The sequence below is a fragment of the Ensifer sp. BR816 genome (assembly GCF_000378985.1).
GTDB lineage: Bacteria > Pseudomonadota > Alphaproteobacteria > Rhizobiales > Rhizobiaceae > Sinorhizobium.
In genome coordinates this window covers 2,923,241-2,936,789 of sequence record NZ_KB905370.1, presented here as the reverse complement: position 1 = coordinate 2,936,789, position 13,549 = coordinate 2,923,241, and the positions used below count along the sequence as shown (strand labels likewise).

12 protein-coding genes are annotated in these 13,549 nt (G+C 62.1%); 11 read left to right on the top strand and 1 reads right to left on the bottom strand.

Annotated elements, in window-relative coordinates; genetic code table 11:
• Positions 1 to 22 precede the first annotated feature (22 nt).
• Positions 23 to 703 carry an exopolysaccharide production protein ExoY gene (gene exoY, locus RHIBR816_RS0114145; RefSeq protein WP_018237209.1) on the bottom strand — a complete coding sequence of 227 codons (681 nt, stop codon included), beginning with the start codon at positions 701 to 703 and terminating at the stop codon, positions 23 to 25.
• 778 nt (positions 704 to 1,481) lie between these two features.
• Between exoY and RHIBR816_RS0114140 the strand changes: the two genes are divergently transcribed.
• The 11 genes from RHIBR816_RS0114140 to RHIBR816_RS0114085 all read left to right on the top strand — a co-directional run bounded on the left by RHIBR816_RS0114140 (position 1,482) and on the right by RHIBR816_RS0114085 (position 13,548).
• Positions 1,482 to 1,772 carry an exopolysaccharide production repressor protein gene (locus RHIBR816_RS0114140; protein ID WP_018237208.1) on the top strand — a complete coding sequence of 97 codons (291 nt, stop codon included), beginning with the start codon at positions 1,482 to 1,484 and terminating at the stop codon, positions 1,770 to 1,772.
• Between the two features lie 153 nt (positions 1,773 to 1,925).
• On the top strand, positions 1,926 to 2,951 hold the full coding sequence (locus RHIBR816_RS0114135) for a glycosyltransferase family 2 protein (RefSeq protein ID WP_018237207.1): 1,026 nt from the start codon (positions 1,926 to 1,928) through the stop codon (positions 2,949 to 2,951).
• A 499-nt stretch (positions 2,952 to 3,450) separates the two neighbouring features.
• Entirely contained in the window at positions 3,451 to 3,927 is a 477-nt protein-coding gene (locus tag RHIBR816_RS34160) for a thermonuclease family protein (protein ID WP_018237205.1), read from the top strand.
• Between the two features lie 33 nt (positions 3,928 to 3,960).
• Positions 3,961 to 4,218 carry a hypothetical protein gene (locus RHIBR816_RS0114120; protein ID WP_018237204.1) on the top strand — a complete coding sequence of 86 codons (258 nt, stop codon included), beginning with the start codon at positions 3,961 to 3,963 and terminating at the stop codon, positions 4,216 to 4,218.
• Positions 4,219 to 5,070: 852 nt separating this feature from the next.
• Positions 5,071 to 5,865, top strand: a complete 795-nt coding sequence (locus tag RHIBR816_RS0114115; RefSeq protein WP_026186987.1) for a glycoside hydrolase family 16 protein — start codon at positions 5,071 to 5,073, stop codon at positions 5,863 to 5,865.
• A gap of 109 nt (positions 5,866 to 5,974) precedes the next feature.
• Positions 5,975 to 7,186 (top strand): glycosyl transferase family 1, encoded by a 1,212-nt coding sequence (locus RHIBR816_RS0114110; protein ID WP_018237202.1) that lies wholly within the window; start codon positions 5,975 to 5,977, stop codon positions 7,184 to 7,186.
• A complete protein-coding gene (locus tag RHIBR816_RS0114105) occupies positions 7,183 to 8,178 on the top strand; it encodes a glycosyltransferase family 2 protein (RefSeq protein WP_018237201.1) in 996 nt (331 codons plus the stop codon). Before RHIBR816_RS0114110 ends, RHIBR816_RS0114105 begins: the two co-directional genes overlap by 4 nt.
• Positions 8,175 to 9,101, top strand: coding sequence for a glycosyltransferase family 2 protein (locus RHIBR816_RS0114100; protein ID WP_018237200.1), 927 nt, complete (start codon positions 8,175 to 8,177; stop codon positions 9,099 to 9,101). The genes RHIBR816_RS0114105 and RHIBR816_RS0114100 overlap by 4 nt, the downstream gene beginning before the upstream one ends.
• The gene (locus RHIBR816_RS0114095; RefSeq protein ID WP_018237199.1) at positions 9,098 to 10,132 is read left to right on the top strand and encodes a glycosyltransferase family 2 protein; all 1,035 of its coding nucleotides are present in this window, start codon (positions 9,098 to 9,100) and stop codon (positions 10,130 to 10,132) included. The genes RHIBR816_RS0114100 and RHIBR816_RS0114095 overlap by 4 nt, the downstream gene beginning before the upstream one ends.
• Before the next feature lie 4 nt (positions 10,133 to 10,136).
• Positions 10,137 to 11,042: a UTP--glucose-1-phosphate uridylyltransferase gene (locus tag RHIBR816_RS0114090; RefSeq protein WP_018237198.1), complete on the top strand. Its 906-nt coding sequence runs from the start codon at positions 10,137 to 10,139 to the stop codon at positions 11,040 to 11,042.
• Positions 11,043 to 11,181: 139 nt separating this feature from the next.
• Positions 11,182 to 13,548 (top strand): polysaccharide biosynthesis tyrosine autokinase, encoded by a 2,367-nt coding sequence (locus RHIBR816_RS0114085; RefSeq protein ID WP_026186985.1) that lies wholly within the window; start codon positions 11,182 to 11,184, stop codon positions 13,546 to 13,548.
• Position 13,549 lies beyond the last annotated feature (1 nt).

Sequence of the window (13,549 nt, the reverse complement as noted above, 5' to 3'; positions counted from 1 at the left end):
GCCGATGGCCGACGCCAAGGTTTCAGTAGCTGCCGCGGGAGAGGCAGACGGCGGGGATCGTCTTGAAGACGATGACGAGGTCGGCGAGGAGGGACCAGTTCTGGACATAATGCGTATCGAAGGCCACCCGAGCGGCATAGGATACATCGTTGCGGCCGCTGATCTGCCAAAGGCCGGTCAGACCAGGACGCGAGCGCAGATAGAACTCCGCGGCCGAATCGTAGAGCTCCAGTTCGTCTTCGACCACCGGACGCGGGCCGACGATGCTCATTTCACCACGGATGATGTTGAAGAGCTGGGGCAGTTCATCAAGGCTGAGCTTGCGCAGGACGCTTCCGACCACGGTGACGCGCGGATCGTCTTGCAGCTTGCGGGTCGCGCGCCACTCTTCGTAGGCGGCAGGATTCGACTTGAAGAATTCCTGCAGAACCCGATCGCCGTTTTCCATCATGGTGCGGAACTTGAGGCACTTGAAGGTCTGGCCGTTATGGCCGATTCGGCGATGCCCGTAGAAAATGCTGCCCCCGTCCGAGAGCTTTACCAGCGCCGTGATGAGCAGGAAAAGCGGACTGAGAGCAATGAGTGCCACAATGGCGATGAGAATGTCGAAGCTTCGCTTTGATATCCCACCGATCGGCCGGATGGCACCGGTCTCATGGGGGATAAAAAAAGCCGTACTGGCCGAGCGAGTCGCGGACTTCATAGAGGGGACTCCATTTACGTTGGCGATTGTCGGTCCCGAAGGACGGAGCGTCATCTAGCGTGAGTGTATGGTGAGAATTTGATTTTTGAAGGCGGAATGATGGCAGCGGCAGCGCACACCTCTTCGAGGGGGTTTAGCGGTGGTGCCGGTTGGAGACTATTACGAAATTTTAAGTATACGGCTTGGAGTTCACTGCTAAAATAGTTGCGCTCGTCATCCCGCCATTCAAACATCGGCGCGCATTCATTATTTGCGATGGCTAAAGTATTGTATTTGACGCATCAATTTTTCACTACCGGCAACGACAGCTCTCGGCCTGGAGATTTGAAAAGTCGGACTTTTGGCGATGATTTTTGCATCGCATCATTTTGTTGCGCTGCACATATTCTCGAACCGCGGCCCCGCTGCCTGTAACAAAAGTTGATCGGGAAAAATGGCGGCGGCAGAGACAAAAGTTGCAACAAACAGAACGAGTTCGCATTTTCCCCTGTGAATTTAGGGGCCGCGTGGGCGAGTCATTTTGACCTCCGCACTTCGCGGAAAAATAATCCCCTAAATCCGTCGAACATATCGGTGATTGTATCGTTTAACCGTTGGACCCATTCGAATTGCTCAGTCTACCTAAAGATGACGGAAAGCTTTTCCGGTTAGGAACTGTAGCGACAAAGTTGCATTTTGCAGGTTGAAGAGAAAAGCGACCGCTAATATAGTGGGAAACAGGAGCGAGGGCGGGAGTGCAATGACGGTTCCACGAGCAAATCGGAAAGCGGGGTAGGCAATGTTCGCACCACGCTTCGTCATGAGCATGTTCGGCGCGCTGGCGGCGTTTGCCATCGCAACCTATTTCCTGACCGGATCGCTCGCCTCGACGGCTGTGCAGACGCTGATTTGCGCCGTCCTGATACAGGTCGGTTATTTTCTCGCCGTGCTTTTCCTGGTGTGGAAGGAGGCGCGCGAGCGCCGAAAGCTATCCCCCGGCAAGCTGCCGGCCGATCCGACGAATGACGAAAAGCAGGCAAGCAAGCTGTCGCTGCGGCGTTTGAACCGCCCTCGCCACTTCAATTCCTGACCCACTCTCATCAGGTTTCTTCGCAACTGCGGAATAATTTCGCCCGCTGACGCGTTTGCGACACGATCGCGATGCATGGTCCCGCGTGCCTGCTGCAGTTCATGCAGCAGAACCCGTGCAACAAGACGCATCCGATGATCGCTGGAGGCCCGTATGACCGCAGCCGTGCCGACGAATGTCTGCATTATCATTGCCGCCAAGAACGCCGCCGACACGATCGCGAGGGCCATCGTCTCGGCGCTGGCCGAACCGGAAGTCGCCGAAGTCGTCGTCATCGACGACGGCTCGACCGATGATACCGCGGCCGTGGCGCGCGCCGCCGACGACGGCACTGGACGTCTGAATATCGTCCGCTTCGAGGAGAACCGCGGTCCCGCCGCAGCCCGCAACCATGCCATCGCTGTTTCGACGTCGCCGCTTGTTGGTGTGCTGGATGCGGACGATTTCTTCTTCCCGGGACGAATGCGCCAACTGCTTGCACAGGACGGCTGGGACTTTATCGCCGACAACATCGCCTTCATCGATGCCGCGCAGGCGCCCGGCGCCGAGCGTAAGGTGGACCGCTTCGCGCCCCGCCCGCGCCTTCTCGACCTCATCGGTTTCGTTGAAGGCAACATTTCCCGGCGCGGCGTCCGGCGTGGCGAAATCGGCTTCCTGAAGCCGCTGATGCGGCGCGCTTTCCTGGACGAGTTCGGCCTCCGCTACAATGAGACGCTGCGCCTCGGTGAGGACTTCGACCTCTATGCTCGCGCGCTCGCGCGCGGCGCACGCTACAAGATCATCCATAGCTGCGGCTATGCGGCGGTGGTGCGGGGCAACTCTCTCAGCGGCAGCCACCGAACGATCGACTTGCGGCGCCTATACGAGGCCGATCGCGCCATCCTTGCCGAGGCGCATTTGAGCGGCGATGCCGCCGCGGCGCTGCGGCGGCATGAACGCCATATCCGGGGGCGCTACGAGTTGCGGCACTTCCTGGACCTCAAGAACCACGAAGGCATTGCCAGCGCATTCGCCTATGCGCTTAAACATCCCGGCGCTCTTCCGGCAATCGTCGGCGGGATCGTCGGGGACAAAACCGAGCGCTTCCGGCGTTCCCGGTCGCCTGCGCCGGTGGCACTCGGCGGGACTGGCGACGTACGCTACCTGCTCGACGCCTTTGCGGTGGATCAAGCCGAGTAAGGCGCGGCGGCAACTGTTGCAGCCGGCGGTCCCGCCTGACACCGTCACCTCGCCGTCCACTCGTGGTAGAGATCCGGTGACCAGTGCTTGCCGCAGCATAGCAGGCAGCAGGAACGCTTTTCCCTGCGCCGCGTTACCCTGCCATGGACAACAACCACCGGGATATCGCAATGAAAGGTATCGTTCTCTGGCTGATGGGCGTTCCCCTGATCGTCATCATCCTGCTCTACATGTTCGTTTTCTGATCATAAGCCTTTGCGTCTATGGCAACTGAAGGGGTTGGCGACCCCTTCAGCACATTTGCAATATCCACCGATCTCGAAGCGTCCCCCTGCTTTTTCAAGGATGCGTACTGTGAGCCGCCTGAGTTAGAGTCAGTGTCTGAACGGGGCTGGACGGACATATGACGTGTAGGCAGAAGGCTGCAAAAACGCTCACCGGAAAACCCGACCCGCCGCAAGGGCGACGGCGGCGCGCGTCGCCGCAAGTTCCTGGAAGGATGACAGTGATCGCGTTCGCAATGGTGATCGCGGTGGACGCCGCCCGTGCGGCCGGTCCGATCATCGGCGATGCCAGCGTGATCGATGGCGACACCATTGAAATTGCAGGCGAACGTGTGCAGCTTTATGGTGTGGATGCACCGGAGGATTGGCAGGTCTGCCTCGACGAGACGGGGGCCGACTACCGGTGCGGCAAGGAATCGTCGCTTGCACTCGCTGCGTTTCTTTCGGCGTCCCGTCCCATCCGCTGCGAATTCGCGGGCCGCGACCGTTATGGTCGCTATATCGGCGCGTGCTTTCGGGCCGACGGGGAAGACGTGAATCGCTGGCTGGTTGAATCCGGCAACGCGATAAACCGGGATAACCCGGGCAAGGGGCTGTACGCCCCTGCACAGGAAGTGGCACGATCGCTTGGCACCGGGATGTGGCGAGGGCAGCCCCGGGCAAAAGACGGCGGACGCGTAGCGGAAGAGTAAACCGAGGGTCTCCCTCGTAGGTGGCAAGAATCAATGATCGTCGAGTTCTGGGTAGTATGTGCCATCGCGACCGCGGTCGTCGCTGCGGTTAGGGGCGGGCATAGTCTTCTTTGGCTGCTGATCGGTTGCGTGCTGGGCCCGATAGGTCTGCTGGCCGCAATCCTTAAGCCGTCACTGAAATCAAAGGAGCTGATCATCGCGGCAGAACGCCAGGAGGAACTTAACGAACTGAAGAAGCCCTTCCGTGAGGACAGTCCCGACACCCTCTCAGCCAAGTCCAGGGACGAGTAGCCCGCTCGCGGACTGCAAGTGCGGCGTTGCCCACGTCCAGCAGACTGTCCCGCAAAAAACCCGCCGATTGCGCGGCGGGCTTGCTTTGGTACTGAAAGCACTAAAGTATGGATATACTATTGCCGTAGGCGGGGCAATTTTCCAGTAACATTTTAGGGGCAATCATCGCCGGAATGCATCCGGCGCCGCACGGCAATGGTTGCCGTAGCGCTGCCGTACGGTCCGTTTCCCGGATCTGGTGTGCGGCACTCCACGATAGCGTTCCTCGGGTCCGTTTTGGCTACCGATCGAGAATGCGAATCGATTTATCTCGAACCGCGGCGACGCGACGGGAAGCCCGCCTCATCCTTGCCGCATTTCCGCTCGGCAGCCGACCAAACGCCGGCACTAGACCGGATAAATCATGTCTGTTTAGAAAAATTCACAGCGAATTTCCTCAACTTGAAATTGCCCCCAAATTTTGCGGGGCACACTTTTCGCAACAGGCGAGGAAACAGGGATTTATCCCGAATCGCCGCTGAACGCCGTGCCCCGCTTGTCATCGAAAACTTCGCCGCTTGGGTGCAGTGCAGCATGACATCCGCCACTTTTCTGCTGCACCGCCATATTTTTTCTTTGCAGATGCCCTAGTTTGTTCGCTGTGGGCTCAAGTTTGCTCTGTTGAAACGGCGCCAGAGGCGTCGCCCGATAGGAGTGATCGATATCGTGCGTATGGACGTTTATCTCTCGACGCGGATTGTCCTCACGCGCGCAGCGTCGATCTCGGGGATCGCGTTCGCACGCCTTCCGCACAACCACCAGTCGAGCCCTGCCCGACCCTCGGACCGAATTCGCAGCAAAGGCAGCAAGACAATGAAATCCGACCGTAACGGGCGCCTTTGGCGCCTCGCCCTCGTCACCGCACTTCCCCTCGCCTGCGCCGTGGGCGGTGCCACGGCCAAGGAAGGCGTCAACGGCGCCTCGTTCATGGATGATTTCGACAAACTCGACAGCAAGCTCTGGTATGTGTCGGACGGATGGGACAACGGCTCGCATCAGAACTGCACCTGGTCGAAGAAGCAGGTGAAGATCGTCGACGGCGTTCTCGAACTGGGCTTCGAGGAACGCAAGCAAGGCAAGCGCAATTTCGCCTGCGGCGAAATCCAGACCCGCAAGCGCTTCGGTTACGGCACTTACGAGGCTAGGATCAAGGCGGCGGACGGTTCGGGGCTGAACTCGGCCTTCTTCACCTATATCGGTCCGACCGACAAGAAGCCGCATGACGAGATCGATTTCGAGGTGCTCGGCAAGAACACCGCGAAAGTGCAAATCAATCAATATGTGGCGGCCAAGGGCGGCAACGAGTTTCTGGCCGATGTGCCCGGCGGTGCCAACCAGGGTTTCAACGACTACGCCTTCGTCTGGGAGAAGGACCGGCTTCGCTACTACGTCAATGGCGAGCTGGTTCATGAGGTCACCGATCCCGCCAAGATCCCCGCCAATGCACAAAAGATCTTCTTCAGCCTGTGGGGAACCGACACGCTCAACGATTGGATGGGCACCTTCTCCTACAAGGAGCCGACAAAGCTCCAGGTCGATCGGGTCGCCTACACGGCCCCTGGCGACAAGTGCCAGTTCGCCGAGTCGGTCGCCTGCCGACTGGATTGACCGGATTCTGAGCAACTGACCATTTAGTGAGCAATTGCAACAACTTGTTGCGGTGCACAAAAAACTGAACTAAGCTCGGCCCGGGCTGAGCAGGGAAACGGATGTTTTCATGCTGCAGATACTCTACTTGGCACAGGACCTTGCCGATCCCGCCGTGCGGCGCAGGACGCTCACGCTCGTTGCCGGCGGTGCCCATGTCACGCTGGCGGGCTTCCGCCGCGGCGGCAATCGGCTTCCGACCGTTGGCGGCGTAGAGCCGATCGAGCTCGGCACGACGGCGGACGGCCGGTTTGCGCAGCGCATCGGCGCCGTTGCCACAGCCTGCCTGTCGCTGAAGAGCAGGCTCGGCCATCTTCGCAAGCCCGACCTCATCATCGCCCGCAATCTCGAAATGCTCGCCGTCGCCAAACGCGCCGTCACACTCTTCGGCGGCGACGTTCCGATCGTTTACGAGTGCCTCGACATTCACCGGCTGATGCTGCGCAAGGACCTGGTCGGACGCGCAATGCGCGCCGCCGAGGCCCGCCTCGGCCGAGACGCCCGTTCGCTGATCACCAGTTCGCCGGCCTTCATCGAACACTACTTTCGCCCCCTTTCGGGCCTCGAGGCGCCGCCGATGCTGCTCGAGAACAAGGTTCTTGAAATCGACGGGAGCACGCTGCCGGCGGCTGTCCCCGCCCAATATCCGCTGCCCGGTGCGCCTTGGAGGATCGGCTGGTTCGGAGCGCTTCGCTGCCGCAAGTCGCTGCGCCTCCTCGCCGAATTTTCCCGCAGGATGGAAGGTCGCTTCGAGGTCGTTCTGCGCGGCAGGCCCGCCTATTCGGAATTCAGGGATTTCGATGGCTTCGTGCAGAACGAGCCGTTCATGCGCTTCGACGGCGCCTACCGGAATCCCGAGGACCTCGCCGAGATCTACGGCGCCGTCCACTTCACCTGGGCGATCGACTTCTTCGAGGAGGGCCAGAACTCCAACTGGTTGTTGCCCAACCGGCTCTATGAGGGATGCCGCCACACCCGCGTTCCGATCGCGATGAAGGGTACGGAGACGGCGCGCTTTCTCGCCGTGCGCGGCATCGGTCTCGTCCTCGAGGAAGCCGATCCCGACAACCTCGCCGCGCTCCTGGGCTCGATGACGGCGGAGCAGTTTTCCGAAGCCGCAGACCGCATCGGCCGGTGTCATCCCGCCACCTGGGTGTTTGACCGCGCGGATTGCGAGACGCTGGTGCGGCGGCTGGCGACGCTCACTCACGACACAACGCAAACGATCATTCCGGCCGCTGCCATTGCGGAAGCCCGTCACAACGAAAGTGGATTGCTATGACCGCGGACAGCCCGGCGTCGACGTCGACCCTCATCGTCATCCCCTGCCTCAATGAAGCGCTGCATATCGAAGCGCTTGTCGCGAAGCTGCGTCCGTCGCTTGGCGTGCTCGACGCGAAGATCGTCATCGCCGACGGCGGCAGTGACGACGGCACGCGCGACATCGCTCGCCGCCTCTCCGAAGAGGATCCGCGCGTCCTCTTCCTCGACAATCCGAAGCGAATCCAGAGTGCCGCCGTCAACCGCGCCGTCGCCGAACTCGGTGCGGACTTCGACTACCTGATCCGCATCGACGCGCATGCGAGCTACCCGGACGATTATTGCGAGCGCCTCGTCGAGGAAGCGCTCGCAACCGGAGCCGACTCGGTCGTCGTCGCCATGCAGACCGAGGGTTTCGGCACCTTCCAGAAGGCGACGGCCTATGCCCAGAACTCCAAGCTCGGCAATGGCGGCTCCAAGCACCGGACCGGTGCGGCCGGCCATTGGGCCGAGCACGGCCATCACGCCCTGATGCGTATTGCCGCCTTCACGGATGTCGGTGGCTATGACGAGACCTTCAGCCACAACGAAGATGCCGAACTGGATTTTCGCCTGGGCAAAGCCGGCTACCGCATCTGGATGACCGACAGGACCAACATGGTCTACTATCCGCGCAGCCGGATCGTGCCGCTGTTCAAGCAGTATTTCGGCTATGGCCGCGGCCGCGCCAAGAACATCCTCAAGCACCGCGCCATGCCCGGCCTTCGGCAGATGCTGCCGCTTGGCGTCGCGCCCGTCGCCTTCGGCGCACTTCTTGCCATCATCAACTGGGCGGCGATCATTCCCTTCGGCGTCTGGGCGGCGGCCTGCCTCGGCTATGGCGTCTGGATGGCGGTCGGGCAGCGCAACCCCTACGGGCCGCTCGCAGCGATATCAGCCATGGTCATGCACCTGGCCTGGTCCGCTGGCTTCTGGCGTGAACTGCTCGACTTCCGGCGTCGGGTGGTCCAATGAGCGGCACCCTTCACATCGACATCGGCGTCTGCACGTTCCGTCGTCCCGAACTCGCCGCGACGCTTCGATCGCTCGCAGCGGTAAAGTTGCCCGCGAAGGCGACGCTGCGGGTCATCGTCGCCGACAACGATTCCACGCCGAGCGCCCGTGCGCTCGTCGAGAAACTGCGGCCGGAAATGCCTTTCGAGGTGACCTATCTCCATTGCCCGGCGTCGAACATCTCGATCGCCCGCAACGCCTGCCTCGATAACAGCACCGGCGATCTGCTCGCCTTCATCGACGATGACGAGACCGCCTCGAGCGACTGGCTGGTCAGCCTGCTGGAAGAGGCCCAGGCAAGCGGCGCGGACGCCGTCCTCGGCCCGGTCCGGGCCCACTACGCGCCGTCGGCGCCTGCCTGGATGCGCCGAGGCGACTTCCACTCGACTTTGCCGGTGTGGGTGAAAGGCGAAATCCGCACAGGCTATACCTGCAACGCCCTGCTCCGGATGAAGGCTCCGTCGCTTCATGGCCGCCGCTTCAAGCTCGCGCTCGGACGGAGCGGAGGCGAGGACACGGACTTCTTCACCGGCATGCACCAGACTGGTGGAACAATCGCCTTTGCCGAAAATGCCTGGGTGCATGAGCCGGTGCCGGAAGGCCGGGCCTCGTTTGCCTGGTTGGCCAAAAGGCGCTTCCGCTCCGGCCAGACCCACGGGCGGCTGCTGACCGAAAAGGCGGGCGGATCCAGTAAACCCGTGAATCTCGCCCTCGCAGCCGTCAAGGCCGCCTATTGCGCACTCGCCGCGTTCCTCTTCCTGCCCTCGGCCGTCCGCCGAAATCGCTACGCGCTGCGCGCCGGGCTGCATGTCGGCGTGATCAGCGGCCTCCTCGGGCATAGGGAGCTCGAACAATACGGAGCGGCGGAGGTGACTTCCCGATGACCACGCCCATGAATGAGCCCGCGAACGCGCTTGCCCCGGACGTCACCTTCGTCGTCGCCGCCTACAATGCCGCCGATACGATCACCCGCGCGCTCGGCAGTGCACTTGCGCAGGAGGGCGTCACGGTCGAGGTGATCGTTGTCGACGATTGCTCCTCGGATGCGACCGCAGCTCTCGTCACCGCGATCGATGACCCTAGGGTCCGGCTCATTGCGCTTGAGAACAACCGCGGCCCGGGCGGGGCCCGCAATGCCGGCTTTGCGGCGGCGCGCGGCCGATGGATCGCCGTTCTCGATTCGGATGACACGGTGCGCCCCGGACGGCTGGCGCGGATGATTGCCCGTGCCGAAGCGAGCGCGGCACAGATCATCGTCGATAATCTCGACGTATTGTCGCTCGACGGCGCCAATGTCCGGATGTTCGCGGACGCCGAGCTCGAGGCGCTGCCCGAACTGACGCTGCCGGCCTTCATCGAATCGAATGTGATTTTCCGCTCAGAGCACAATTTCGGTTACATGAAACCGGTGTTCGAGCGCCGCTTCCTGACAGAAAATGATCTCTCGTTCGACGAATCCCTTAGGATCGGCGAGGATTACATCCTGCTCGCATCCGCGCTTGCCTGCGGCGGCCGCTGCGCGGTCGAGCCATCGGCCGGATACACCTATCACATCCGCGAGGGCTCGATTTCTCGCGTGCTGAAACTCGCGCATATCGACGCGATGATGGCGGCCGACGAGGCATTCCTGCAGCGATACGCGCTCGACCAGCTGTCGCGAAGGATGCAGCGCAAGCGTGCGCGCGGTTTCCGCCAGGCGCGCTCGTTTCTTCTCCTCGTCGAGTACCTGAAAGCGAGATCGTTGGCTGGAGCGCTGAAAACGGCGCTCGCCGACCCGCTAGCGCTTCGGCATCTCCGGATGCCGATCGCCGCGCGATTGCGCCGCCTGGCGGCGCGGGCGCCGCAACCCGCCCCGATCACGGTGGCGGCTGAACGATCCCCGCTGGGCAATGATCCTCACACAAGCAAAGGATAACAAAATGGACCGCATCAGGACCGTCAGGAAAGCAGTGATCCCCGTTGCCGGGAACGGAACGAGGTTCCTTCCCGCGACAAAGGCCGTGCCGAAGGAAATGTTGACGATCGTCGATCGGCCCGTCGTCCAATACGCCGTGGACGAGGCACGCCAGGCCGGAATCGAGCACATCGTCTTCGTCACCAGCCGCAACAAGCAGGTGATCGAGGACCATTTCGACGATACGCCGGAACTCATCTCGTCGCTGACGCGCTCGGGAAAGAATGCGCAGATCTCCGAGCTCGAGGCGATGCTGCCGAAGGCCGGCTCGGTCAGCTTCACGCGCCAGCAGGCGCCGCTCGGCCTCGGCCATGCCGTCTGGTGTGCCCGCGACCTGATCGGCGACGAGCCTTTCGCGCTGCTGCTTCCGGACATGGTGTCCTACGGCGCACGCGGCTGCATGGCCGGGCTCATGGACCTCTACAGCGAAGTCGGTGGCAATGTTGTCGCGGTCGAGCAATGCCCACTGGAAGAGGCTTCGAAATATGGCATCGTCGGCAAGGGCGAAACGGTGCCGCATGGCTTCGCCGTGACTGAGATGGTTGAAAAGCCGCCGGCGGGCCAGGCGCCCTCCAACTACTATCTCAACGGCCGCTATATCCTGCAGCCGGAGATCTTCTCCATTCTCGCGCACCAGTCACGCGGTGCCGGCAACGAGATCCAGTTGACCGACGGCATGCTGAAGCTCTCGGCAAATCAGTCCTTCCATGCCCATCCCTATGAGGGCAGGACCTTCGACTGCGGTTCGAAACAGGGCTTCATCGAGGCCAATGTCGCCTTTGCTCTGGCTCGCTCGGATATCGGCGACCTCGTGTTCGAATCTGTTCGCGAGATCGTCTTGTCTCACGAAAGCCGCATCCGGGCGGCATAAGCGCAAAACTCCGGCCGCCGGACAAGGCGGCCGGAACTGCAGCGCCGCGCGTCTGACCGGACGCGCAAGAGGCGCTGCAGTACTTTGAAATGCTGCATGTTTTCAAGGAAGGAAACATGCAGGCGGACCGGAGAAAAAGATGAACAGAACGGCCCCCATGAAACCGAGAAGTGTACCCTTGAGCATCGTGCCTCGCGAAGAGCAATCGGACGGATTTATCGATCTCGATCGTCTGCTGGCCGTCGTCGTCCGCCGGGCAAGGCTCGTGGCCGCCTTCATGGTGCTCTTCATCCTGCTGGGGGTCGCCTATCTTTTGTTCGCGACACCGTTCTACACGTCGCTGACGCAGATCCTCCTCGACGACAACCTGTCGAAATATGCCGAGGAAGAACCGGTGCCGACGAACAGCCAGATGCTCGACACGCAGATTGCCAGCGCCGTCGAGATCCTGAAGTCGGGCGAGTTGGCCTTGCGGGTCGTCGACAAGATCAATCTTTCCGAGAACGATACGCTCCTCAATCCGCCACGCGCGCCCGCCGCCGTCGTCAAGGACTGGCTGAAGACGGCAACGGGTCTCTTTTCCGGCGGCCCCGGCGTCTCGGAGGAAGCGGCGCGCAATGGCCGGCGGCTGAAGGCCGCCGCCCTCCTGCAGCAGTCGCTGTATGTCGAACGCGTCGGCCGCAGTTCGGTGATCGCGCTGTCCTTCCGCGCGAGCGATCAGCAGCTTGCCGCAACGGTCGTCAGGACCTATGCCGACGCTTATCTGACGGACCAGCTGAACGCGAATTTCGAAGCGACGGAGCGGGCCTCCGTCTGGCTGCAGGAGCGGCTTGACGATCTGCGGCAGCGCTCGCAGGCGGCCGCCCTGGAGGTCGAGCAGTTCCGCAGCGCGAACGGCCTGACCGCGGCACGCGGCGAATTGATGTCCGAACAGCAGCTCGCCGATCTCAACAGTCAGTTGATCGTCGCCCAGGCGGACTCGGCGAGCGCCTCGGCGCGCTACGAGCAGTTCAAGTCGATCATCGATCAAGGGCCGGAAACCGCGGTCAACAACGCCACGATCTCCCCCAAGGAGGGCGACAATTCGGTGATCCGTGACCTCCGGACGCGTTATCTCGCCATTGGCAAGCGGGAGCAGGAGGTGGCGCAGAACTTCGGCGAGGATCATCCGCAGGCGGTGTCGCTTCGGGCCGAAAAGGAGGACATCGGCCGGCAGATCTACCAGGAACTGCAGCAACTGACGGCAAGCTACAAGAACGAGTTCGAAGTTGCCCGCTCGCGCGAGGCTTCGCTGCGCAAGAGCATCGAGGGGATCGCCGGCAAGAACTCGGACGCCAGCAAGTCGCTGGTCCAGTTGCGGGTCCTCGAGCAGAAGGCCGCGGCGCTGAAGACGCTCTATGAATCCTATCTCGGTCGCTACGAACAGGCGACGCAGCAGCAGTCCTTCCCGATTGCCAAGGCACGCGTCATCTCCGAGGCCGGCGTCCCGACGGCGCCGTCGAGCCCGAAGAAGACCATGACGCTGGCGCTTTCGGCCGTGCTCGGGCTGATGGTCGGCGGCGCCTATGCCGCGTTCCTCGAGTTCCGCGAGAGGACCTTCCGCCTTGAAGGCGACGTCCGCTCCGCGCTCGGCCACCGCGCGCTCGGCTATGTTCCGCTGATCGGCTCACGGCCGAAGAAAAAGAGCGAGCTGGTGCGCGCCCGCTTCGGATCGGACCGGCAGCCGGACGACCCGTCCCATGGCGCCACGCCCTTCCAGCGCCTTTCGCGCGTTGTGCTTGACGCACCGCGCTCAGCCTTCGCGGAGACGTTCCGCAATGCCAAGCTGGCCTGCGATCACATGCTGCCCGGAAACGAGAGCCGCGTTATCGCGATCGTCTCCGCCCTTCCGGACGAGGGCAAGTCGATCGTCGCGGCGAACTTCGCGGCGCTTCTGGCCTCGAGCGGCAAGCGCACGTTGCTGATCGACGCCGATATCCGCAAGCCGGGTCTCACTCAGATGATCACGCCCGCCCCGCGCTCGGGGTTGGTCGAGACGCTCACCGGAGAGGCGACCTGGCCGGCCGGTATCAAGGTGGACCAGCGCACGAAGCTCGCGATCCTGCCGGCCGGCGGCGGCGCGTCGGACAGGAGGCATCAGAGCAACGAACTGCTCGCCTCCCCGGCCATGGCCGGCCTGATCGACAATGCCCGCAATTCCTTCGACTACGTCGTGGTCGATCTCGCCGCTCTTGCTCCGGTGGTCGACGCGAAGGCCTTTGCGCCGCTCGCCGACGGCGTTCTTTTCGTCGTCGAATGGGGCCGGACGCCATCGAGGCTTGTACGGGACCTCTTGAATTCCGAGCCGCAGATCGACGCGAAGGTTCTTGGCGTGATCCTCAACAAGACCGACATGGACGAACTCGAGAAGTACAGCGACTTCGGCGGCGCCGAAAAGTATCGTCACCGCTACGGCAAGTACTATATCGAAGAAGGTATTACTGAGAATCAGCACACTGCCGCTTGAC